Source organism: Asticcacaulis solisilvae, from assembly GCF_052327315.1.
Taxonomy (GTDB): Bacteria; Pseudomonadota; Alphaproteobacteria; order Caulobacterales; family Caulobacteraceae; genus Asticcacaulis; species Asticcacaulis solisilvae_B.
Genome location: NZ_CP166196.1, coordinates 1286803 through 1310631, shown reverse-complemented (window position 1 = coordinate 1310631; position 23829 = coordinate 1286803). Strand labels below are relative to the sequence as shown.

17 protein-coding genes are annotated in these 23829 nt (G+C 63.8%); 8 read left to right on the top strand and 9 right to left on the bottom strand.

All coding sequences use genetic code 11. The features are described from left to right. Positions 1–75: 75 nt before the first annotated feature. The 3 genes from AB8717_RS06030 to AB8717_RS06020 are packed head-to-tail and all read left to right on the top strand — an operon-like array spanning position 76 to position 4052. Positions 76–1623 (top strand): tryptophan halogenase family protein, encoded by a 1548-nt coding sequence (locus AB8717_RS06030; protein ID WP_443750133.1) that lies wholly within the window; start codon positions 76–78, stop codon positions 1621–1623. Between the two features lie 58 nt (positions 1624–1681). After that, complete coding sequence (locus tag AB8717_RS06025) at positions 1682–2470, top strand: SDR family NAD(P)-dependent oxidoreductase (protein WP_443750132.1); 789 nt, start codon at positions 1682–1684, stop codon at positions 2468–2470. Position 2471: 1 nt separating this feature from the next. Beyond that, positions 2472–4052: a GMC family oxidoreductase gene (locus AB8717_RS06020; protein ID WP_443750131.1), complete on the top strand. Its 1581-nt coding sequence runs from the start codon at positions 2472–2474 to the stop codon at positions 4050–4052. A gap of 42 nt (positions 4053–4094) precedes the next feature. Here the strand turns inward: AB8717_RS06020 and AB8717_RS06015 are convergent, their stop codons facing one another. Continuing rightward, a complete protein-coding gene (locus tag AB8717_RS06015; RefSeq protein ID WP_443750130.1) occupies positions 4095–4322 on the bottom strand; it encodes a hypothetical protein in 228 nt (75 codons plus the stop codon). A 376-nt stretch (positions 4323–4698) separates the two neighbouring features. Between AB8717_RS06015 and AB8717_RS06010 the strand changes: the two genes are divergently transcribed. Beyond that, positions 4699–4902 carry a cold-shock protein gene (locus AB8717_RS06010; protein ID WP_443750129.1) on the top strand — a complete coding sequence of 68 codons (204 nt, stop codon included), beginning with the start codon at positions 4699–4701 and terminating at the stop codon, positions 4900–4902. A 165-nt stretch (positions 4903–5067) separates the two neighbouring features. Here AB8717_RS06010 and AB8717_RS06005 read toward each other — a convergent pair whose 3' ends face one another. Continuing rightward, positions 5068–6474 (bottom strand): FAD-binding oxidoreductase, encoded by a 1407-nt coding sequence (locus AB8717_RS06005; RefSeq protein WP_443750128.1) that lies wholly within the window; start codon positions 6472–6474, stop codon positions 5068–5070. Between the two features lie 182 nt (positions 6475–6656). Between AB8717_RS06005 and AB8717_RS06000 the strand changes: the two genes are divergently transcribed. Continuing rightward, positions 6657–8681, top strand: coding sequence for a sialate O-acetylesterase (locus AB8717_RS06000; protein ID WP_443750127.1), 2025 nt, complete (start codon positions 6657–6659; stop codon positions 8679–8681). A gap of 87 nt (positions 8682–8768) precedes the next feature. Here the strand turns inward: AB8717_RS06000 and AB8717_RS05995 are convergent, their stop codons facing one another. Then, on the bottom strand, positions 8769–11264 hold the full coding sequence (locus AB8717_RS05995) for a glycoside hydrolase family 9 protein (RefSeq protein WP_443750126.1): 2496 nt from the start codon (positions 11262–11264) through the stop codon (positions 8769–8771). A gap of 917 nt (positions 11265–12181) precedes the next feature. Between AB8717_RS05995 and AB8717_RS05990 the strand changes: the two genes are divergently transcribed. Further along, a complete protein-coding gene (locus AB8717_RS05990) occupies positions 12182–13684 on the top strand; it encodes a TolB family protein (protein WP_443750125.1) in 1503 nt (500 codons plus the stop codon). A gap of 713 nt (positions 13685–14397) precedes the next feature. Then, entirely contained in the window at positions 14398–15582 is a 1185-nt protein-coding gene (locus AB8717_RS05985) for a TCR/Tet family MFS transporter (RefSeq protein WP_443750124.1), read from the top strand. A gap of 16 nt (positions 15583–15598) precedes the next feature. On the opposite strand, the gene AB8717_RS05980 is transcribed toward AB8717_RS05985, so the two are convergent. Next, positions 15599–16273 carry a DUF6624 domain-containing protein gene (locus tag AB8717_RS05980; RefSeq protein WP_443750123.1) on the bottom strand — a complete coding sequence of 225 codons (675 nt, stop codon included), beginning with the start codon at positions 16271–16273 and terminating at the stop codon, positions 15599–15601. 141 nt (positions 16274–16414) lie between these two features. Here AB8717_RS05980 and AB8717_RS05975 point away from each other — a divergent pair, with 141 nt between their 5' ends. Further along, positions 16415–16846: a truncated hemoglobin gene (locus AB8717_RS05975; protein WP_443750122.1), complete on the top strand. Its 432-nt coding sequence runs from the start codon at positions 16415–16417 to the stop codon at positions 16844–16846. Between the two features lie 108 nt (positions 16847–16954). On the opposite strand, the gene AB8717_RS05970 is transcribed toward AB8717_RS05975, so the two are convergent. The 5 genes from AB8717_RS05970 to AB8717_RS05950 form a co-directional block, all read right to left on the bottom strand. Continuing rightward, on the bottom strand, positions 16955–20347 hold the full coding sequence (locus AB8717_RS05970) for a TonB-dependent receptor domain-containing protein (protein WP_443750121.1): 3393 nt from the start codon (positions 20345–20347) through the stop codon (positions 16955–16957). 368 nt (positions 20348–20715) lie between these two features. Next, entirely contained in the window at positions 20716–21126 is a 411-nt protein-coding gene (locus AB8717_RS05965; protein ID WP_443750120.1) for a GFA family protein, read from the bottom strand. Continuing rightward, positions 21127–21582: an SRPBCC family protein gene (locus AB8717_RS05960; protein WP_443750119.1), complete on the bottom strand. Its 456-nt coding sequence runs from the start codon at positions 21580–21582 to the stop codon at positions 21127–21129. Beyond that, entirely contained in the window at positions 21579–21914 is a 336-nt protein-coding gene (locus AB8717_RS05955) for an ArsR/SmtB family transcription factor (RefSeq protein WP_443750118.1), read from the bottom strand. The genes AB8717_RS05960 and AB8717_RS05955 overlap by 4 nt, the downstream gene beginning before the upstream one ends. A 48-nt stretch (positions 21915–21962) precedes the next feature. Continuing rightward, a complete protein-coding gene (locus tag AB8717_RS05950) occupies positions 21963–23639 on the bottom strand; it encodes a phospholipase D-like domain-containing protein (RefSeq protein ID WP_443750117.1) in 1677 nt (558 codons plus the stop codon). Positions 23640–23829 lie beyond the last annotated feature (190 nt).

Here is a 23829-nt window from a genome sequence, read left to right as displayed (position 1 = left end):
CCGCCGCAATAATTGGTCTTGTTTTGGATATAAAAAACAAGCACATTATAAGACCAGTTTTACAGGAACAGCGGCATGACCGGGACTCATGGAGCGCGCAGTATCTTGATCGCCGGCGGCGGCACGGCCGGCTGGCTGACCGCCTGCTACCTGGCCAGGGTGCTGGGCGGCGATCCGGCGGCCAGCCCGCGCATCACCCTGATCGAAAGCCCGGAGATCGGTACGATCGGCGTCGGCGAAGGCACCTTCCCCACCATCCGCATCACACTGCAGACCCTGGGCATCCCGGAAGACGAGTTCCTGCGCGAGGCGACCGCCACCTTCAAGCAGGGCAACCTGTTCGTCGACTGGGCCACGGCGCCGGACAACGGCCGCCACAGCCATTACCTGCACCCGTTCGAGGCCCCCTTCTTCACCGACGGCGCGGGCCTTCCGCCTTACTGGCTGTTGCAGGACAAGGCCACGCGCAAGCCGTTCGCCGAGGCCGTCACCACGCAATACGCCATCGCCCTGGCCGGCCGCGCGCCGAAACGGCGCGATGACGCGCCCTATCACGGCCTGGTCAATTACGCCTATCATTTCAATGCCGCCAGGTTCGCCGGGCTTTTGCGCCGCTACGCCGTCCGCTACGGCGTCCACCACCTGCAAGGCCGGATCACGGGCGCGGACCTGGCCGAAGACGGATCGATCGCGCGGTTGCAGACAGACAGCCACGGCGCGCTGACCGCCGACCTCTATATAGACTGCACGGGCTTCCGCGCCGAACTGATCGGCAAGGCGCTGCAATCACCCTTCCGGCCGGTGCGGCACCAGTTGCTGACCGACCGCGCCATCGCGTGCCAGGTGCCCTACGACCGTCCGGACAGCCCGATTCCCAGCGTCACCGCCTCGACGGCGCACGCCGCCGGCTGGACCTGGGATATCGGCCTGCATGAGCGGCGCGGCATCGGTTATGTCTTCTCGTCGGCGCACGCCTCGGACGACGAGGCCATGGCGACCTTGCAGGCCTATGTCGGGCCGAAAGGGGAAAACTATTCAACGCGCGTCATCGGCTTCGACACCGGCTTCCGCCCGGCGCAATGGGTGAAGAACTGCGTCGCCGTCGGGCTGTCGTCAGGCTTTTTCGAGCCGCTGGAGGCGACCAACATCCTGATGACCGAGGTGGCGGCCTCGATGCTGGTCGACTTCTTCCCATATTCGGGACCGGTCGATGCCAATGCCGGGGCCTTCAACCGGCTGATGACGGCGCGCAACGAACGCATCGTCGACTTCCTGAAGCTGCACTACTGCCTGACGAAGCGCACCGAGCCGTTCTGGCGCGACAATACGGCGGCGGCCTCCCTCCCCGACCGGCTGGCGGAGCTGCTCGCCATGTGGCGCCACCGCCCGCCGTCGCGCTTCGACATCAGCGAGGACGTCGATGCCTTCGCCCCATGCAATTACCAGTATGTGCTGTACGGCATGGGTTTCGAGACGGACTACGAAGCCGCGCGCGGCAGCTTCGCGCCCCGGCGGGCGGCCGCCGACGCCGTCTTCGACCGCGTCGCGCAGTTCGGCCGGCGCTCGGTCGAGCGTCTTGAGGGCAATCGCGACCTGCTCGACCTGGCGCTGCAGGTCGCTTAAGACAACTTCCCACGCCCGCTGAATCGTCCTAGAGTTATCACATAACAGGAGACGATCCTTGGGGCGGCGCTATCTCATTACGGGGGCTTCGGCAGGCATCGGCGCCGCGTTCGCACGAACGCTGGCGGCGCAGGGCGTCACCCCGATCCTGGTCGCGCGGCGCGAGGACCGCCTGAAATCCCTGGCCGGCGAAATCCACGACGCGCACGGCATCGAATCCGAAATCCACGTCTGCGACCTGTCGGACCGCAAGGCCGTCGACGGCCTGATCCAGGCGATCCATGGCCCGGTGGACGGACTGATCAACAATGCCGGCTATTCGCTGGCCCACATGTTCACCGCGACGACGCTCGACGCCCAGATGGATTTCGTCGAGACCAGCGTCAACACGCCGACGCGGCTGGCCCACGCGGTTTTGCCGGGCATGATCGAGCGTGGTTACGGCCGCATCATCAACCTGTCCTCGATCGTCGCCTTTTCGGCGGGCGCCGCCGGCCACACCCTCTACCCCGCCGCCAAGGCCTATATGCTGAAATTCTCGCGCTCGTTATCAGCCGAGGTCAGGCACAAGGGCATCCACGTCACGGCGCTGTGCCCGGGCTCGACCGTGTCGGAATTCACCCATGCCAACGGCACCGAAAAGGCGGCCGGCCACAGCCCCTTCCGTCCCTTGATGCCGACCCAGGCCGTGGTCGACGCCGGTCTCGCCGCCAGTGACGCCGGACGCGAAGTCGAAATCCCCGGCCTGTTCAACAAGGTGGCGGTCGCCGCCATGACCCTGCTGCCCGACGCCCTGCTGACACCGCTGATCCGGCAGGGCGCGAAACGCTTTACGCTCGGAGACTAAGATGGCCCAGCCCGCCAGCGAAACCCGTCATTACGACGCCGTCATCATCGGGTCCGGCGCCGGCGGCGGCACGGTCGCCCACGAACTGGCCCTGGCCGGCAAGTCGGTGCTGATCCTCGAGCGCGGCCAGCACATCCCGCACGAGCCGGAAAACACCAGCCCCAGGGCCGTCTTCATCGACCACCGCTACCGCACGAAGGAAAAGTGGCTCGACAAGCAGAACAAGCCCTTTATCCCCAACACCAACTACTGGGTCGGCGGCAATACGACCTTCTATGGCGCGGCCCTGATGCGCATGAAGCCGCGCGACTTCACCGAGGTCCGTCACCACGGCGGGATTTCGCCGGCGTGGCCTGTCACCTATGAAGAGATGGCGCCGTGGTATGAAAAGGCCGAAAAGCTGTGGCGCGTGCACGGCCAGCGCGGCGTCGATCCGCACGACCGGCCTGATGATCCGCCCTTCCCCTTCCCCGCCATCGCCGACGATCCGTCGGTGGCGCGGCTGAAGGCGCACTTCTCAGGCCTCGGCTGGCACCCGTCGCCCCTGCCGCTCGGCGTCAACCGCAACGACACCGATCCAAGCATGGCGCCGTGCATCCGCTGTTCGACCTGCGGCGGCTTTCCGTGCGCCAAGGGGGCGAAGTCCGACGCGCGCACCATCGTCATCGCGCCGATCGTCGACCTGCCCAATGTTACCCTGCTGACCGGACACAAGGCCTTGCGCATCCTGACCGACGGCACGGGCAAGGCGGTGACCGGCGTCACCACCGAGGACGAGAACGGCACGCTGCAGACCTTTTCCGGCGACATCTTCGTGCTGGCGGCGGGCGCGGCCAATACCGCGTCGCTGCTCCTGCGCTCGCACAATGCGGCCCATCCCGACGGCCTGGCCAACGGCTCCGACCAGGTCGGGCGCAACTACATGTTCCACACGACCTCGGCCGTGGTCTCGGTCCTGGCCGAGCCCTTCCATTCGACCTTCCCCAAGACCTTCGCCGTCAACGACTTCTATTTCGGCGAGCCGGACTATCCCTATCCGATGGGCCAGATCCAGCTGCTGGAATATATGAGCGGCCAGACGCTGGAAGGGCAGATGGCCGACATCATCCCGCCGGCCCTGATCCCCAATGCCCTGTCGGACGACCTGGCGTCGCACATGGTGGCCTTCCTGGCGATGAGCGAGGATCTGCCCATGCCCGACAACCGCGTCACCATCACCGGCGACGAGCAGATCCGCCTGAGCTACACGGCCAACAATCTCGACAGCAACAAGCGCCTGACCCGCAAGCTGGAAGCGGGACTGAACGGCTTTTCCATGCGCGACCACGTGCTGTTCGAGCCGCACTTCGCCATCGACCAGTTGCTGCCGCTCTATGGCACGGCGCACCAGTGCGGCACGACGCGCTTCGGCACCGACCCGGATGACTCGGTGCTGGACGTGAACTGCAAGGCCCACGAACTCGACAATCTCTATGTGACGGACACGTCGTTCTTCGTGTCGAGCTCGGCAGTCAACCCGACCCTGACGACAGTGGCCAACGCCTTACGCGTCAGCGCGCATTTGCTTGAACGGATGGAATAAATCTGTACCTCCCCATTCGTTCCAAACGGGGAGGTGCAAGATTCAGGCGACCGCGACGCCGTTGCAGTATACGATGGATCGCATATTGCCGTCATGGCCATGCACATCGACGCGGGACAGCACAAACTGGTTCTGGGCTGACAGGACGGCGCCGTAAGGATCGCGATAGACCGCGCGCCCGAACCGTTCCAGGGCGTCGCGGATATCGTCGAGCAGCATGGCTTTGGCATAGGCCCACTGGCAGGCCTCTTCATAAGCGGATACTGACATGTTGACCTCGATATCCCCGCGTTAAAACTGCGCCGTTTTTTATAAAAATTATATATGTAAGTCGCCGGCTTCAGGGTTAACCCCCAGGGGCGCACGGGTTTCACATGCGACCATCCGCCCCTGGAATATAAAAAAACGGTGCGATTTTATAAATATTCGATGCGCTAAAGACGCTTTCGCGCGAAAATATAACGGAACCACGCTCCCGTTGATTGCAGGCACGGCACTTTTATGCCATGTCTGTCGGCTCTGAAAACGACCTATGACTTGCCTGCGCGCTCCGGCTCTCCTGCAATCATCGCTACTTTCGGACCCGCCTGGCAATTGTGCCCGGCAACACTGCACGAAGGTGCGACACTAAATAAAGGAGGCCAACATGGCCAACGGTACGGTTAAGTGGTTCAACGCCACCAAGGGTTACGGCTTCATTCAGCCGGAAGCTGGCGGCAACGACGTGTTCGTTCACATCTCGGCGGTCGAAAAGGCCGGCCTGCGCAGCCTGAACGACGGTCAAAAGGTTTCGTACGAAATCGCCAACGAGCGCGGCAAGAGCTCGGCTGTGAACCTGCAAGCGCTCTAAGCCTTAAAGGTCCAGATGGATACCGAAAAGCCCGGCCGTCGCGCCGGGCTTTTTTGTTTTTGTACCTCCCCGTTTTCGAAGAAAATGGGGGATCGCCCGGAGCGTTAGCGTAGGGTCGGCACGGGCCGCCCCGCCCCTCCCCATCGCTACGCGACGGGGAGATGCCTAAAGGAATATCTTCTGCGGGTTCATCAGGTTATGCGGATCAAGCGCAGCCTTGATGGCGCGCATGGTGGCCACGGCCTCTTCACCATGTTCCCTGGCGAGATAGGACCGCTTGTTCAGCCCGATGCCGTGTTCTCCCGTGCAGGTGCCGCCGCAGGCCAGGGCGCGCCCGATCATGGCGCCATAGACGGCCTCGGCGCGCTCGCGCTCGGCCGGGTCGTTCGGATCGAGACAGAACAGCACGTGGAAATTGCCGTCGCCGACATGGCCGACGATCGGCGCCAGCAAACCGGCCCTGGCGATATCGGCATGGACGGCGGTCACCGCCTCATCGAGCGCCGACAGGGGAACGCAGATATCCGACGACCACACCACCGCCCCCGGTTTCAGCGCCTTTGAGGCAAAATAGGCCTGGTGCCGCGCCTTCCACAAGCGCGAACGGTCCTCGGTCGCCGTGGCCCACTGGAAACCCTGCCCGCCATTGTCGGCGGCAATGGATGCCGCCAGTTCCGCCTGTTCCTTCACCCCCGCGCCGGTGCCGTGGAATTCGAGGAACAGGTGCGGCTGTTCGGGCAGGCCCAACTGCGACCAGGCATTGCACGCCCGGACCTGCATGGCATCGAGGAATTCGACGCGCGCCACGGGAATGTTGCACAGCATGATCTGCTGCACGGCGGCGATGGCGCCGCCCACCGTGTCGAAGGCGCAGGTCGCCGCGCCGATCGCCTCGGGCAGGCCATAGAGCTTCAGCCTGACCTCGGTGATGAAGCCCAGCGTGCCTTCGGAGCCGACATAGAGGCGGGTCAGGTCGTAGCCCGCGGCCGACTTGCGCGCCCGGCCGCCTGTGCGGATGACGGTGCCGTCGGGCTGGACGACGGTCAGCCCCAGCACATTGGTCGCCATGGTGCCGTAACGCACGGCGTTGGTGCCCGAGGCCCGCGTCGAGGCCATGCCGCCGAGCGACGCATTGGCGCCGGGATCGATCGGGAAGAACAGGCCCTGGTGGCGCAGGTCGTGATTGAGCTGTTCGCGCGTCACGCCGGCCTCGACCAGCACGTCCATATTGTCGGCGCTGACCTCCAGGATGCGGTCCATGCGCGACAGGTTGATGCCCAAGCCCCCCGATGGCGCGGTGATATGGCCTTCCAGCGAGGTCCCCGCCCCGCTGGCGATCATGGGCACGCGATGCGCGAAACAGATTTCGGCGATCAGCGAAACCTCCCGCGTATTCAGCGGAAAGGCGACGGCGTCGGGCGGATAGGCGTCGGGAAAGGCCTCGCCGGTGGCGTATTGCGCGCGGATGGCGGGCTCGATCGACAGCCGGTCGCCCAGCAGGTCGTTGAGCGCACGAAGGGCGGCGTCGGGTACGGCGCCGCCGGAGGGCGCTGGGTGGACAGTCGGGGTCATGACAGTGATTTAGACGATTGAACGCGCAGCGTATACAACCAGCCCCATGGATTTCCGGCCTTCCCCACTTCAGATTTCGGTCCCCACGCCGGCCCGGATATGGTACCGGTAACACACGGTAACACAACGACTCGCCGTCCGCTCCCGGGTGTTGAACAGCGGCACAAAAAGGTGGAAACGAAATGACATCACATCGCCGGCGCAAGGCGCTTTTCCATGGCTTCGGCCGGCGGCTCGCGGCCCCGGCTCTTCTGGCCGCCCTGGCCATGGCCTCTGCTCCGGCAGGCGCGCAGGACGCGCAGACCAGGCCGGCCGCCAGGGCATTGCCGTTCGTCAACCCCGTGTTCGGCGACAACATGGTGATGCAGCGCGGCAAGCCGAATACCATCTGGGGCTGGTCGCAACCGGGAGACACCGTCCATGTAACGATCGGGAAAAGCACGGCGCAGGCACGGGCGGGCAAGGACGGCCGCTGGCAGGTAAGGCTTCTGCCGCCGGATGCGCCCGGTCCATGGACGGTACGCATCAGCGGCCGGTCGCACAGTGTCGAATTGAAAAACGTCCTGGTCGGGGATGTGTGGATCGGCGGGGGGCAATCGAACATGGCCTTGCCGCTGAAGTTCGCCAGGAACGGTGACACCGAGGTCAGGGCCGCCGATGCGCCGGACATCCGCTATTTTTCGGTCTCCGGACACGCCGCCTATCACCATACCGATATCATCGAGGGCACCTGGAAGGTCGTCAGCCCCGATACCGCCGACTCGCTGTCGGCCGTCGGCTATTATTTTGCCCGCAACCTGCAGAGCGAAACGCACGCGCCGATCGGCCTCGTCATCGATGCCGTCGGCGGGACGCCGGCCGAGTCGTGGACCAGTGCCCGATCCCTGGCGCCGCTCAAGGATTTCGACGCGGAACTGGCGGAACTGAAACGCCTGGCCGACAGCGGCGCGCCCGAATACGGCAATTTCGTCATGCACTGGTACGACCGCTACGACATCGGCCTGAAAGACCGATGGAAGGACGCGGACTTCGACGATTCCAACTGGAAAACCGTAACGATCCCGGGCGGATTTGCCGATCTCGGCGTTCCCGATACGCCCGCCGTGGCCTGGTTCCGGAAAGACATATCCCTACCCGACCCGCTTCCCGCCGGCACGGCCTCGATCGCCCTTGGATCGATCGAGCGCATGGATACGGTCTATATCAACGGAACCCTGGCCGGCAGCAGTGCCTGGGTGGAAAATCCGCGGCTATATGCCATTCCCGCCGGCGCGCTTAAGCCGGGGCGCAACATAATCGCGGTGCGCGTACTGAAAACCAAACCGGTAGGCGGGTTCCTCAACAAGCCTGAAGATCTGTATATCACCCTGGGCGACGGTGCGAAGATCGCCCTGGCCGGTGCGTGGAAGGGCCGGCTCAGTGTCGACGCCCGCCCGCCGCAGCCCCTGCCCATGGCCTACGAGAACTGGCCGGTCATGCCGTCGGTGCTGTACGAAGGCATGCTGGCGCCGATCGCGCCGCTGGCGATGAAGGGCGTCATCTGGTACCAGGGCGAGCAGAATTCGGACCGCGGCTACCAGTACCGCAAGATCCTGCCGGTCATGATCAAGGACTGGCGAACGCTGTTCCAGCAGGGCGATGTCCCGTTCTACGTGGTCAGCCTGCCCGCCTTCCAGACGCATCAGACGACGCCGACCGACGACGGCTGGGCCGACCTGCGCGAGTCCCAGGCCTTGACGGTGGCCTCGGTACCGAACACCTGCCTGGCGGTCGCCATCGACACCGGCGAAGCGGACAATATTCACCCCAAGGACAAGAAACCGGTCGGCGACCGCCTGGCCGCCTGCGCCCTGGCCGGCGCCTACGGCCGGCATGTCGTGGCATCGGGTCCGACCCTGACATCGGTCGACCGGTTGCCCAACGCGCTTCGTTTGCATTTCTCCCATACCGACGGCGGCCTTGTCGCCAAGGGAGGCGTTCCGGGAGAGTTTTCCGTTGCCGGCGAAGACGGGCAATGGGCATGGGCGGATGCCAGGATCGACGGCGACACGGTCGTCGTGTCATCGCCTTCCGTGGCGCATCCCCTTACGGTCCGCTACGCCTGGCAATCCAACCCGGTCGCGACGCTGTTCAACGGCGCCGGTTTTCCCGCCGCCCCGTTCCGGACAGACAGCGCCCGGCTTGTGACGCAAAAGCCGGGCGAATAGAGGCGGCATCCCGGTCCTTCCGCCGGCACAAAAAAGGGTATGGACACTGCCGCGTCCATACCCTTTTTTTTCATCTGGCGTGCCCGCCTACCTTGCCGGCTTGTCTTCCTTGGTCACCGCGATCGCGGCATTGGCCGTCAGGATATAGGCCGCCGTCGTGCTGACCGTGTATTCGTTTTCGAACCACAGGAACGGCCAGTCGGTCTTCTGTTCCGGGAAGTCCGGCTTGATGACCAGGACGCCAGGCACCATGCCGCCGGCGATGAAGCTGTAATCGGCGCGATTGTGGCCGTATCCGATCAGCTTGGACCGCGTGCCGACCGTCGAAACGAGCGACAGGTTGGTACCGGGATGACGGCCCAGCATGAAGTCGAGGGCGTCGAGCGTATAGCCGGTGCCCACGATCTCCGGAAAGGCCTTGTGCAGGAGATACATGTCGGAGCCGAAGGTGGCGACACGGTTCGAACCGGCCCATGAGCCCATATCGACCGGCACGCCGAACGGATTGTGCGCCAGGTCGGCGTCGATCTTCGCCTTCTCGGCCCGGACGGCGGTGGCCAAGTGGGCGCGATAATCGGCGTCCATATAGGGAATGGCCAGGACGGCCGATCCGCCGACCGCTTCAAAGCGGGCCTGTATGACGGGCATGAGCGTTTTCAGCTTGTCCGTATACAGATGATCGCCCTTGGTGGTGATGATCATCTCCACCGTCGCCTGCACGGCCGCCATATCCAGCCATTCGGGGCCTTCGTCGCGGCCGGAGCGGTTCGCCCTGTCGCCCAGGGTCTGCTGGTTGGCCCACATGGCCTTGGCGGTGGTGAGGGCCTCGGCGGCGAGCGCCGGATCGCTGGACGCCAGTTCGCGCGAAGCCGCGGCCAGCGCGCCGGCAACCGTATAGTCGTTGGCCGGCTGGTCCGTCGTGAAGGCCCAGCGGTCGTCGGGCACGCCGGAATAGAGGCCGTTGTTTTCCAGCGCCCCCATCTTGGGATCGTAGATCATACGGTCGGTCTGCGACCCGGAATCGCCGATATCGGTGTATTGCTTGAGCGTCGGATCGATGATGCCGGTAATGGCGTGGCCGAAGACCTTGTACTGCGCCAGGAGTTGCAGCACGCCGTGGCGGATCTGTTGAAGGGAATCCTGCACGCCGTCGGGCTTGCGGATTTCCACGGAATGCGCCGCCTCGTCGATCGTGGTTTCGTCCCAATCGAGACCGAACATTTCGCGGCCCCAGGCCAGGTCGCGGACGACTTCGGCGTTCTGCGGCGTCTGGATGTCGTAGTCTCCGGCATCTTGCCAGCCGCCGACATTAAGGCCCGGAATATGCTCTCCCGCCTTGAACGGCGAATCGAGCTCCGGCCCCATCTTGTAACCGTCGAAATGGATGGTGTTCGCCGGCGCCTGGCGCGCGTCGTCCATGTGCGAAATGCCGGTCCAGACGCGGTATTGCTCGCGAACGGCCATGTGGTCCATCTGCTCGGCCAGATAAGTGTCGAGCGAGGTCTGCCAGATATGGGCGTAGGCGTCTTCGGATATGGGGAAGGGATTGGTCGTGTGCCCGGCGTACGCGATGGCGTAGACGCCGGGTGTGCGCACGCTGGAAAAATCGAAGCTGGCATAATTATAACGCGTCCACTTGCCGCGCCGCGTGATCTTTGCGTGCAGCACGGGCTGCTGGGTGCCGTCGGCGGCCAGCCTGACCAGGGTCGCCTCGTCCGGCGCCTTGAAATTGGGATCGAGTTCGATCACCGCGACCTTGCTGCGCCCGGGCGTATAGCCGGCCTGGTTGAACGACACGACCGGCTCGCGCACCCAGCCCTTTTCGACGTGCGGAAGCACGTGCCAGACAATGGCGCGGTCCTTCGCGCCGGCCGCAATGAGCGAGCGCACGACAAACCAGCCGTTCTGCGCCCGGTTGCGCGCGTCATACAGCATGAGCGGCCCGGCATCGGACGTGATGGTCACGCGCGTCAGCGGATCTTCCGGCGACAGGGTGATGGACTTGCCGCCCGAGGCCAGCGGCAGGGGATCGCCGGAGCCATCCTTGGCCATGGGACCATTGGCGTCGCGCGGGAAAATGCCCGGCGCCGCATCCATCATGTAGGTCTTGCCGAAATAGGCCGTCGGCAGGAAGTCGAGATTGAAACCGGCCTTCCCCGCCAGCTTTTCCGGCAGGGGCTGGTCGAGATTGACGACGACGCGAAAGCCCTGCCCTTCGGGCGTGACCTCGACCTTGTACTTCAGGCCGACGGCGTCGTAGGTCGAGGTGACGACAAGCTGGCCAGGCGTGGCGCCGTGCACCCGGCTGACAAACCCCGGCACCGGGTCCCATTGTTCGGGCGTGGGATTGAGGCGCACCTCGCCGTCCGTCGCGATCCGGTCGCCGTGCAGGACCACCTGGATGCCGGAATTCTTTTCATCGAAAAAGATGGGGCTGAAATGGTTCTGTTCGACGATCACGCTGAGGCCCTGCATTTCCAGCGTATCGTCGGGGCTCAGCCGCAATTGCGGCGGCTGGGCGGCATGGGCGCCGCAACTCCAGCAGGCAGCGGCAAGCGCTCCCAAGGCAATCTTCTTCTTCATGGACGCTCTCCTGTTAGCGCTAACATTTCTTTTTATGACTGTACGCAATGGAACTTCGGGTCGATCGGCAATGACGGGGTAAGGGCCGGCTTTCACCAACGCGATGCCGTGCGAGACGGCACGGCGTGGCAATGAAATACCGCTGCCACCGGCGGATACTGACTACGGAAACTGGAACGGGTTGTCGTTTCTGTCAATTGTCCGGGTGAAAAATCAGCGCCGGACAGCCGCCCGCCGCAAGAACGAGGGGCCGCGTCGAGTATCGCACCGCCCGCGGGCGCAAGACGGATGGAAGGAGGCATTGGGAAAGTCTTGGCGGATCAAAGGCGGCTTGAATGATTTCCGAGCGTCCGCTCAGCGCCCATTCCGGACACTTAGGGCAACAAAGCGCAAAGCATCCCAACGCCAACCTGAGTTACACTAACTACGCTTAAAATTCAACTGAAGATATAGCCCTTCCACAACTGAGTGCAGGCTACCCGCGATCCACAGTCCAGATGCACTCGTACAGCGCGTATCGCACTCGAAATTGTGACATCATGGTCGTTTAACAACTATCCATGTCCACTATGCTCAAGACCGGTCCGCATCCAACGTCTCCTTGTGGGCAACAGGCGACAAAGCAAGCCCCCAAGACTAAGGGCCGCTCCATGAGGAGCGGCCCTTCCATTGTCTTGCACTGCACGCGGTCAGCTTTAGATAAGCCGGCCCTCGGCGATGAAGGCCGTGCTCACATGATTTGCCGCCTGCGGCATTTGACAATGAGACATCAGACCACCTCCTCTCGCTAATTGAACCTGTAACAAATATGGCCGCATTCCCGGCGATGTCAACGGCTTCACCCTATTGTGTCCTACCGCCGCGCCTGATACGCGTAATCGATTACAGCAGCCGCAGAGTTGCAGAGGGAGAGGTCTATGAAACGGATTGGGAGCGCGGCATTGGCGGCGCTTATGGTGATGGCGGCCGGTAGCGCCCAGGCCAGGGTCGGCATCTTCGCGCACAGTAGCGATGTCGGCACGGTCAGGCAGAAGGGCCACGCCCTCTATGACGCGAAAACAAAGACCTATCGTGTCGTCGGCAATGGCGACGACCTGTGGGCGGGCAAGGACGACTTCCACTTCGTGCATGAGACGGTCAGCGGCGATGTCTCCATTGCCGGGACCGTCACCCTGGTGTCCGGCAGCACCGATCCGCACAGCAAGGCCGGGCTGATGGTCCGCCAGGACCTGAAACCCGACAGCGCCTATGCCGACATCGTCGTCCATCAGAACGGCCACGTCGCGCTTCAGTATCGCGAGACGCGCGGCGGCAATACCTATGAGATCGAGGCCCTGCACACCGGCCCCGGGCGCTTCCAGCTGGAGCGCCAGGGCGACTATGTCTTCATGTCGGTGGCCGACGACAAGGGCGTGCTGCACCATGCCGGCGGCGGCTTCCGGCTGAAGCTCGACGGGTCTTACCTCGTCGGCCTGGCCGTCTGCTCGCACAGCGATACCGAGACCAAGACGGTCGATTTCAGCGATGTCGAGATCGCCAAGCCCGCAGCCCTGCCCGCCATCACGGCCCAGACGCGCGTCGAAAGCACGCTGGAAACGGTCGACGTCACCTCGGACTATCGCGCCGTCGTCTATCACACCGCCGACCATATCGAGGCGCCCAACTGGTCGGCCGACGGCAAGACCTTCGTCTTCAACAGCGCCGGCCATATCTTCACCATGCCGGTGGCGGGCGGCGCGCCGGTCCAGCTCGACACCCAGGACCTCAGCCATATCAATAACGACCACGGCCCCTCGCCCGACGGGAAATGGCTGGCGATCAGCGACCAGACGCGCGGCGCAGACAACCAGTCGCGGGTCTATGTCGTGCCGATGAGCGGCGGTGCTCCGCGCCAGGTGACGGCCGAGGGACCGTCCTATTGGCACGGCTGGTCGCCGGACGGAAAGACCCTGGCGGTCGTCGCCCGGCGCAACGGCGATTTCGACATCTATGCGGTTCCGGCGGAGGGCGGACCAGAGACGCGGCTGACCACGGCGCCGGGGCTGGACGACGGCTCGGAATATTCGCCGGACGGCAAGTGGATCTATTTCAATTCGGTCCGCACCGGCAATATGAAGATCTGGCGCATGCGGCCGGACGGCAGCCAGCAACAGCAGGTGACCTTCGGCGCCGACAGCCGCGACTGGTTCCCCCACGTCTCGCCCGACGGCAAGTGGATCGCCTATGTCTCGTTCGGCACGGACGTCGAACCCGGCGACCATCCCGCCAACCGCTTCGTGTCGATCAAGGTGATGCCGGCGGGCGGCGGCACGGCGCATGTGGTCGCGAAACTGTTCGGCGGCCAGGGCACGATGAACGTGCCGTCGTGGTCACCCGACAGCACGCACCTGGCCTTTGTCAGCTATCGCCCCGTGCCGTAACGGCCGGCTGTTTACACAGAGCAAATTCGAATTCCGGCCCTGGCAATTATGACCGGCTATCTCATATGGCGAGTTGGCTGGATCGTTATAATTTTAATTTGAAACGCCACAGCCAGGTACGTCTACGTAATGCCCCTTCCGTCTCCCCTTCGCCCTGGCTTCGGGGAGCCACCTTCCCCGCTCCGCAGGGAAGGAAGGGAGTTAAGTCTTTCAATTCCTTCCCCGTTTACGGGGAAGGTGGCTGCGAAGCGCAGCGAAGCAGACGGAAGGGGGAAGCCGCATGGAGCAACGAGCGCCGATGCCTCCACTATATTTCGTACGGCTCTAATGAAATGAGAGAGAAACTTTGCCCTTCCGCAAACAGGGCGAAGACATCTAAGCCAAAATTCATAGGCTATTGCCCCGCCATAAACGGGAGGGCCGAAAATGTTTGCTACAAGCCTTGACGTCCTGCAGCGATACTTGTCCCACAAGGCGATTTGATATACAGGAAGCGCGTCGCGCAAAGCGACCGCTTCCCTTGATTCGCCCGTTGGCGGAGTAAACAGGTGGACGAATAAGCGTCCAGGCGGTCAAGCACACGCCGTCCATGCGCCCCGCGCCATGGATCGGCCAGCGTCTCCACACATCGACCGCCCGGACCACCGGGCCCAATCGCAAGCCGATCGCGCGCCTTGCCGCGTGCGGCCTTGCGCATCCGGAGCATGCCCGCCATGACCAGACCGCTTATCGTCATCTTCACCGCCATCGGGCTCGACGCCATAGGCATCGGCCTTATCTTTCCCATCCTGCCGTCGCTGCTGCAGGCCGTCACCCACGCCAGCAATGTCGCGCCCTGTATCGGCGTCATGACGGCGCTCTATGCCGTCATGCAGTTCGTCTTCGCCCCCGTGCTGGGCGCCCTGAGCGACCGCCTCGGCCGCCGCCCCGTGCTGCTGATTTCGCTGCTCGGCGCGGCGGTCAACTACCTGTTCCTCGCCTTCGCGCCCAATCTGTGGCTGTTGCTGCTCGGCCGCGCCATCGCCGGCCTGACCAGCGCCAACACCTCGGTGGCCGCCGCCTACATCACCGACATCTCACCCGAAGACGAGCGCGCCCGCCGCTTCGGCCTGATGAACGCCATGTTCGGCATCGGCTTCATCATCGGCCCGGTGCTCGGCGGCGCGCTCGGCGACTACGGGCTGCGCCTGCCCTTCATCGCCGCGGCCGTGCTCAATGGCGGCAACCTGCTGCTGGCCCTGTTCGTCCTGCCGGAATCGCGAACGCCGACGCGCGCGCCGCTCGACCTTGCAACGCTCAATCCGCTGGCGCCCTTGCGCTGGGTGTGGTCGATGAAGCCCCTGCTGCCATTGATCGCGCTCTTCTTCCTGTTCGCCGCGACAGGCGAAGCCTACGGCACCTGCTGGGCCTTGTGGGGCAAGGACGCCTTTCACTGGAACGGGCTTTTGATCGGCCTGTCGCTCGGCGCCTTCGGGGTCTGCCAGACCTTGTCGCAGGCCTTCCTGCCGGGGCCGGCGGTCAGGCGCCTTGGGGAACGCGCCGCGGTGCTGACCGGCATTGCCGGCGCCTGCATCGCCCTGGCCGTCATGGCCTTTGCCGGGCAGGGCTGGATGGTCTTCGCCGTCATGCCGGTCTTCGCGCTGGGCGGCATAGGCGCGCCCGCCCTGCAATCCCTGGCGACACGGCAGGTCGACCCAGACCGCCAGGGCCAGTTCCAGGGCGTGCTGGCCTCGACCGTCAGCTTGGCCTCGATCGTCGCGCCGCTCGGCTTTTCCAGCCTCTATTTCGTCCTGCACGCCGGACATCCCGGCGCCATCTGGCTGTCGGTCGTGGCGCTCTACGCCCTCGCCGTCCCGATCGTCCTGGGCCTGCGTTTTCGGCCTAACGGCCTTGCCTGACGCCACCCGTTGCGCGTCAGAGCTTGGGCTTTGGCGCGGGATTGGTGCATTTCATCCCGACATAATCTGCCTGGCTTTCGGCAAGGGTATCGGGAAAGCCATACTGCTTGCGCCAGACGTCAACCTTTTCGGGGTCCTCAAGCGGTTCAAGCTCAAAGTGCCCCCCAACGCAACTCACTTGCGTCCCGAAGCGCTGCTTGCGTCCCTCCAGTACGGCGAGGCGATCGTACATCAAGGCATAATTCAGCCCGCTGAATACGCCCTTCGCCACAAGAGGTTCTGTCTCGTTGAGAGTAAGCCTGCGCATCTCCATGTCGCTGCTGTGCTGGATCACCAGGAAAACATCGAAGTCCAGCGATGCGTTCCTGTGGGCTGCATCTCTCCAGAAGCCGCCGAACACCAGTTTGTGCGCGATCGGTATGGCGGAATTATCGAGCGCCTTTACCCCCTGCCGGTCCGCCTGCACCTTGGCGTCCCGGTCAGCCGTGGTCAGTTGCTGGTCGGCTATCAATTGGCGCCGCAAAGCGTCGCTCTGATCCGGGTATGTCCACAGGACTGCAAGCTCGTCCTGGCTGATCAGCTTCTCAATACCCAGCGCTTCGATGCGTGGCGTCGGGGTCGTCGTCCCCGCCCGTGCCGTTATCGCTGCCAATGCCAGTACGCACCCGATCCCCCATCCCGAAAGACGCATGTTTTCCCCTTGAGCGTTTCAAATGACGTCCTCACCCTGTGGCAAATGGCGCCTTACACCGGGTATCGCAAGAGCGGTCGCGCAGGGTTTTGCCATACGCACCACCATGCGTCATACTGGCTACGCAGTCAGGAGATGACCATGGCGGACAGCCTCTACGAACAGGCCGGCGGCTTCGATACGGTGCTGGCGCTGGTGCGCCGCTGGCATAAGCTGTGCCTTCAGCATCCGGTGGCGGCGCATCCGTTCGAGCACGCGCTTCACCCGCAGCACGACGAGCGCTTCGCCGCCTATATGGCGCAGGCCCTGGGCGGCCCGCCGCTCTATACGGCTGGCTTCGGCGACGAGACCTCGGTCCAGCGCGCCCATGCCGGCAATGGCGTTCATATCGACCTGGACGAAGCCTGCCTTGGCCTGTTCGACCAGGCCTTGGCCGATGTCGGAGTCACGGGATCGGCGGCGGCCCGCATCTCGGGCTATTTCCGCGCGGCGACCGAGGCGCAGCGCGCCTGGGCATCCAGCCCCGCCGACGTGCCCGACGGCCTGCCCTTCCGCTACGAACAGCCCGAATAAAAAAGGCGCCGGTTGGGAGAACCGGCGCCAGGTGGTCCAGCGTGTCTGCCTTGCGGCCAACGGGGAGCTGGGGGATGGTCCGGCGGAGGGCGTCCGCCGGAATAGCGATCAATACTTGTAGCGGATGCCGACGGTGATCTGGCGGCCCGTCGAGGCGTAGGACGTCACCACGGGGTTCGACGTGTAAGCATAGCGGTTCGAGGTCTGGTTGGTCAGGTTCAGCCCTTCCAGCCGCGCCGACAGGTGCTGGCTGAAGTTCCAGGTGAACACGCCGTCGACATTGAGCGTCGACTTCGAGAAGACGAAGTCGTTGATCAGCGGGCTGTCGCAGGCGCCCGGATTGCACGAGCCCGCCGCGATCGGGAAGGTCGTGTCATAGCCGGCGCGCTGGGCCACCGAAATGCGCGCCGAGAACAGCGGCACTTCGTAGTACAGGGTGAAGTTGACCGCGTCGGGCGACGCGTTCAGCCACGGGCCGTTGGCGTAGGTCGGCGCCTTGGTCTGCACGCCATTGACCTCGGTGCCGGGGTCGATGATGTACTTCAGCTGCGAGTCGATATGCGTCGCGTTCAGCTGCATGCCGAAGTTCTTGACGAAGTCGGGGATGAACTTGAAATGCGCCGGCAGGTAGCCGAGATCGCTTTCGAAATTGAGCTCCACGCCCCTGAGATAGCCGCCCGGCGCATCGCGGTATTGCCGCGCGGTCACCGAATAGTTGCCGTTGATGTAGGTCAGGGCCGCCGCCCCCGTCGTCGACGTGGCGCTGTACTGGGCGCGCAGGGCATCGAGCGCATCGGCGCTGAAGAAGGACTGGATCGGCGCGTCATAGAGCACGGTCTGCGGGAAGCTGCCGATCTCCTTGTCGAACAGGGCCACCGACAGCAGCGCGTTCTTCGAGAAGTACCATTCCAGGCTCCAGTCGAAATTGTCCGAACGGTAGGGCTTCAGCTTGGTATTGCCGACCGTCAGCGTGCCGCCGACCAGCGATCCGTCCGTCGGGATCGACAGGGCCGAAATCGCCGGATTGAGGTTGGAAAGCTGCGGCCGCGCCATGGCCTTGGACGCGCCGATGCGCATGAACAGGTCGTCGGTGATATGGTAGTTCAGGTTCAGCGACGGCAGGGTGTCGGCATAGTGGTTGGTGTCGGTGACAGGACGCGCCTTGGTGTCGCGGCCATTGGCCAGGATATCGGTCGTCGCCTCCCGCACGCCGATATTGCCGGTCAGGTCGCGGCCGAACAGTTCATAGCCGAAATCCCACTGCACATAGCCGCCGCCGTCCTGTTCGCGCACCCCGTACTGCGAGCCGGGCGACTTGAGGTTGGTCAGGCGCCAGTCGCCGTACTTGTTGATACAGTTGCAGTCGAAGCCGAAGACGTTGCTGAAGGCCTGGATGCTGGGGGCGAAAAAGCTGGTCGGCGTGCCGGACGATACGTCCAGCCCCTGGCCGAAGCTGTGGACCGCGCCCAGGGACGCGACGCTGACGCCGGCCTCCTTTTCGGTCGGCGCGATGGTGTCGGTCGGGCGCTCCCACTGGTCGGTCGAGAAGGTATAGGTCTTGGCCGCGACACCGAAGCGCAGTTCGTGCTTGTCGTTGAGGTTCCAGTCGAAATCGACCTTGGCCTGGCCGTAATTGTTCTTGGTCGTGCGGATATAGTTGCGCATGGCCGAGAAGCCCTTGACGATGCCCCACTGGCTGGCGTCCGCCACGTTCCAGCCCGGATTGATGACCGGCATCTTGGGGTTGCCGCGCTCGTCATAAGTATAGGTTTCGGAGCGGTCCATCGAGTTGAACTCGACCAGCAGGCCCTGGTTGACATTGACCGACTGCGAGGCGCCCAGCGCCGCCGTCATCTTGAAATTGCTGCTGAAGCGGTGGTCGAGATTCAGCGACAACTGGTCGAAATTGGTGGTGTAGTAGCTGGCGTCCGCCGCCGAGCGCCAGTCGACGTTCGACAGTTGCAGGTAGTCGGCCACGCCGTTGGTCACGTGCGCCGCCAGCACCTTGGTCGAGGGCCGGCCGATCAGTGCGATCCGCCCGCCGATGCCATAGGCGTCCGGCGTGTAGCCCACGGAGTTGGGGTTGTTGTAATAGTCGTACGGATCGAGATTGTACGGATTGGTCGAGAAGATATTGGTGCCCAGCACCGCCGCCTTGCCGTCCGAACCGGTCGAGAAGGCCGGCGTCGTCCCGTAGAGCGACGCCCCGCAGTCGACCGCCCAGGTGATGTCGGTCGCCGCCTGCGCCGTGCAGGTGCCGGGATAGAGGCCGCGCTTGGTGGCGATCGAGGCCGTGCTGCTCAGTGTATTCAGCGTCGAATTGGTGTTGTTCCGGTTCAGGCCGACCGTCTGGATCTGGTAGTTCGTGCTTTCGTTATGGAAGCGCGAATGCATGTAATCGGCAGTAAACCGTGTATCGTCGTCGAACTGGAACTGGAAGGATGAAGTAATGCCAAGGCGTTCGGAATGCAGTTCCTGGTCGTTCAAGGTGGCCAGGGCCGGAATGCGCACGACCGAGTCGTCATAGCGGCCCGAGGTCGCGTAATCCGAAGGATAGAGCGCCGCGTAGGCCGACGCGTCCGAGCCGGTTTCCGCCGCCAGCACTTCCGGGTTGGTGATGGCCGCCGTGTTGGTGACGGCGCCGGTCGTGGCGTTGACCGTCTGGCCGAACGTGGTGCCGGCAGGCGCGGCGAAACCGGCGCGCTGCGGGTATTCGTTGCCCGTCCACGAGGTGCCGCGATACTCGTAGTCGGCGGAACCGGCCTGGCGTCCGTAGGAGTCGATCGAGGTGTCGCGCGTCGAATAGGCGCCCGAAATCAGGAAACCCATCTTGCCGCCGTCCCAGCGCGTCGAGAACAGGCCGGCGATACGCGGATTCTGGTGCTTGCCGTTTTCGTAATAGGCGTCCTCGACCGACAGGGCGGTCTTCAGCCCCTTATAATCGAAGGGATGGCCGGTATTGAGATCGACCGTGGCGCCAAGCGAGCCTTCATCGGTTTCGGCCGACGACGTCTTGCGCACCTGGATATTGTTGAACAATTCCGAGGCGAAGGTGTTGAAATCGAAGCTGCGCGACCGGTTGGGCGAGGTGCCGGAATCGTTCGAGCCAGCGGTCGACAGGGCCTCCATGCCGTTGATGCGGACCCGCGTGAAGTCGCCGCCCAGGCCGCGGACCGATATGGTGCGCCCCTCCCCGTTGTCGCGGTCGATCGAGATGCCCGGGATGCGCTGCAGGCTTTCGGCCAGATTGGCTTCCGGGAAGGAGGCGATGTCGTCGGCATTGATGGCGTCCATCATGACGTCGGCGCGCTTCTTCATGTTCAGCGAGGTCTGCAACGACTTGCGATAGCCGGTAACCACCACCGTCTGCCCGTCGTCCTTCGGCGCCGCCTCGGTGCCCGGCGCGGCCTGCGCGGATGCCTGGCCGGCCAGCGCAAGCCAGAGCGCGATAACGGAAACGCCGCAAAAGCCACCGAACCGATGGCGGATACCCTTGGTCATGATACTTCCTCTGTCTTCCTGGAGCCGCGAACGTGTCATTCGTCCGCTTGTCGTTGCACCGGCGCTAGACACCGGTGTCATTAAGGCGAATGGCTATCACCGTGTTTCAGGATGCAGAAGAGGTATTCGCACGGAAAATGGGTAAATCTACACTTATGAACACTGCCCGTGTGTGCAAAGACACAGAATATGACTATACGGAAACGTGGAAATACGTATTCCCGCCATACTGTTTCACTGTGGACATGAAGTTGTGACGCGATAACGGTCGCGCGCCCGGGCAAAAGGGCGTTCATCAGCGAAACGCATGCACCGTCCGACTCGGCGGGTGGCGGCATGGTCGCTACGACACTGCTGGCCTGCGGTGATCAGCCCGGCATGCCCGCGAATCGGGAGATGCCCGGATCGAGATAGTCCCAGGCCTGGCCGCGCGCGGCATAGGTCACGGCCTGCGGGCGATAGCGCTCAGGCTGGTCCAGGCTGCCGACGCGGATGGTGAAGACCTCCGGCGCGGCGGCGAAGGTCATATAGACCGCGACGCCGCACACCGGACAGAAATAGCGTGTCTTGGCGTTGCCGCTGTCGCCCGTCATGTCCCAGCGGGCCGCCTCGCCTTGCACCGTCACGCCTTCGCGCAGGAAGCTCATGTACGAACCGTGCCCGGCGCCGCTTTCGCGCTGGCAGTCGCGGCACTGGCAGTGGTTGCTGAAGACGGGCTCGCCTGCGATGGCATAGCGGATGCGGCCGCAGGCGCAGCCGCCTGTATAGGCCCCGGACACTTACGCCGCCTCCGACGCGACAGCGCCGATCTGCCTGACGATCTTGGCCCAGCCCATGCCCATATTATGGTGCGCGCCTTCGTTGCGCGGCATGACGAAGCCCGCATGGACCATCCTGATGCGCGTGCCGGCCTCGACCGGCGTCAGAGTCCATGTGACCACCGTGTCGAGCGGCGCGCCATAGCCCGTGACATTGTCGGGGTGGCCGCCCTTCCAGGCGTAGCTGAGGCGGCGATTGGGCTCGACCTCGAGCACGCGGCAGTGGATGAGGCCGTCCCAGGCGCCGCCGGGATTGGTTTTGAAGGTGAAGGCCTTGCCCTCCACCGCCTCGAAACCGTCGGCCGGCATGATCCAGCGGCTGATCAGCGCGGGCGTGGTCAGGGTCTTCCATACGACGTCCGCCGGATGCGGCAGGACCTCGTCGATGACGATGTCCTTTGTCTCGGTCTCGCTCATGGATCCATCTCTTTCAAAAGGCTTCTGAGGTTGGCGAAGCGGTCGCGCCAGAAGACGCCGTAATAGTCCATCCAACCGACCAGGGGCTCCAACCCCTTTGGATCAGCGCGGTAATAGACATTGCGGCCCTCGGCGCGCTCGGCGACCAGGCCGGCCGTTTTCAGCGTCTTCAGGTGCTGGGACACGGCGCCCTGGCTGACGCTGCCCGCGCGCGTCAGGTCGGCGACGGAGATTTCCTCCGAATCGAAGATGCGTTCGAACACGGCGCGCCGGGTCGGATCGGCCAGGGCGCGCATGACGGTCGTGACAGGGTGCGGGGCGGCTTCGGTCATGGCCAATTCATTAGCCACGGCTTATTCATTAGTCAATACTAATTTATCTCACCCGACCGGCGCCAGGACCTTCGCCTTGAAAAAGGCCAGGCGTTCCTTCTCGCGCTCGCCGCCGTTGAAATAGCGCTGCGTCCAGGCATCGGTCTCGTCCAGGAAGGCCGCCTTGGGATTGGCGGCTGCCTCCACCTTGATCTGCTTGATATGATCGCGGAAGTAATAGTGGTCGAACATGCGCATGAACTCGCCGATATAGACGTCGGCGACCTCGGGCTCCCCGAAGATGAAGAGCTGGTTCTCGTCATTGTCGCACGACGAGTTGTGGCTGAAATTGGCCGAGCCGGTAATGGTCACCGGATTGTCGGACAAAGGATCGATCAGAATCAGCTTGGTGTGGATGAAGACGCCGCTGTGGTGCAGCGATTCCGCCAGCATCTTTGCCTGCCAGCTTTCCAGCACCGACGCGTCGCTGAGCGCCGCCGCCGCGGTCAGCAGGGTATTGGGCGCGTCGTACATCGCCTTTCCCACCACATTGTGTTTGTTGAGCAGGCCGTAGACCTGTGCCGGCGCCTTGATCAGCGCCTTTTCCAGGTCGTCGTGCAGGGCGAAAGGCGCGGTGAAGCAGACGATGTCATCGGCCGTTCCGATCAGTTCGGCGCACAGTTCGATGGCCTCGATGGTGGTGCGCGGGCTGAGGATGGGGTTGGTACCGGTATAGGGCTTCGCCGGCACCTGGGTCAGGGCGTGGGTGGCCGTCCGCGACAGGGACGCGCTCTTCGACGGATCGGCCCAGACCTCGGCGTGCCATTTCAGATAGGTGCCGGCCGGCTCGGGCGCCGCGATGGCATGGCCGACATTGGTCTGGGCATAGACACCCGCGTCGGTGAAGTTGGTCGAGCCGGTCCACACGGCAAGCGCCGTGCCGGCGGCGTCCGAACGCACCATGTACTTGTTGTGCGAAATCGCCAGGCCGTTGCCCGTGCGCTTCTTCGTCACGGCATCGAGGCCGTACTGCGTGACCACCGGGTCGGCGTCGATCGACGGCCCCTTGCCGTCGTTGCCGATAATGCCGTCATGCAGGATTTCCAGCCTTACCCCGCGCGCCAGGGCCCGCTTAAGGGCGTCGGCGAATTCCGGCTTGGTGAACTCATAGAGGAAACAGTGCAGCCCCTGCCCGGCCTGCGTGTCGTCGATGAACTTCGTCAGCGATTCCTGCAGGCCGCGCGACAGCCAGGTCCGGGCCGCCGGATCGGTGACGTCGCCCTTGGGCAACTTGGGGAAGTGCTCGACAAAGGCCTGGCTGGCGGCGGCGGCGCGGTTGAAATTGACGCTGTGGCCGTTCTTGCCGATCCTGTCCGGGATTTCGCAGGTCACGACGACCTCGACGCTGTCGTCCTCGACCAGCGCGGTCTTGCTGCCGCGCATGGCGACGACCTTGTAGGTATAGGTCCGCCCCGACCGCGCCGTATAGTCGCCCCAGTGGAACTTCTGGATAGGGTTGCACTGGGTCGTGACCTTGGTGACATCGTCCGGATCCTTGACGTCGAACCGCTTCAGCCCCGGCAGCCACCGCCCCGAATTATCGGTATGGTCCGTGCGCCAGATGCCGAAGCCCAGCAGGTCCTTGCAGTAGTCCTCGTCGCAATTGAAGGCGATCAGGACGACATAGGTTCCGGCGATCGCCTTTACCGTCAGCCCCTTTGCACTGGGTCCGCTTACAGCACGCATTACGCATCCTCCCTGGCCATTGGACACAAAAACGCAGAACAGATTGTACGGCAGTTTGAAGCGGGTATGACAGGCGCCGCGAAATACGACCCACGCGTCACAAAAACCCGCCATGCTTGTAACGCTGTTCCCTATGCGGCGCAACCGGGACAAAAAAGTCCCCGGAAGCGGGGCTTCCGGGGTCAAGGCT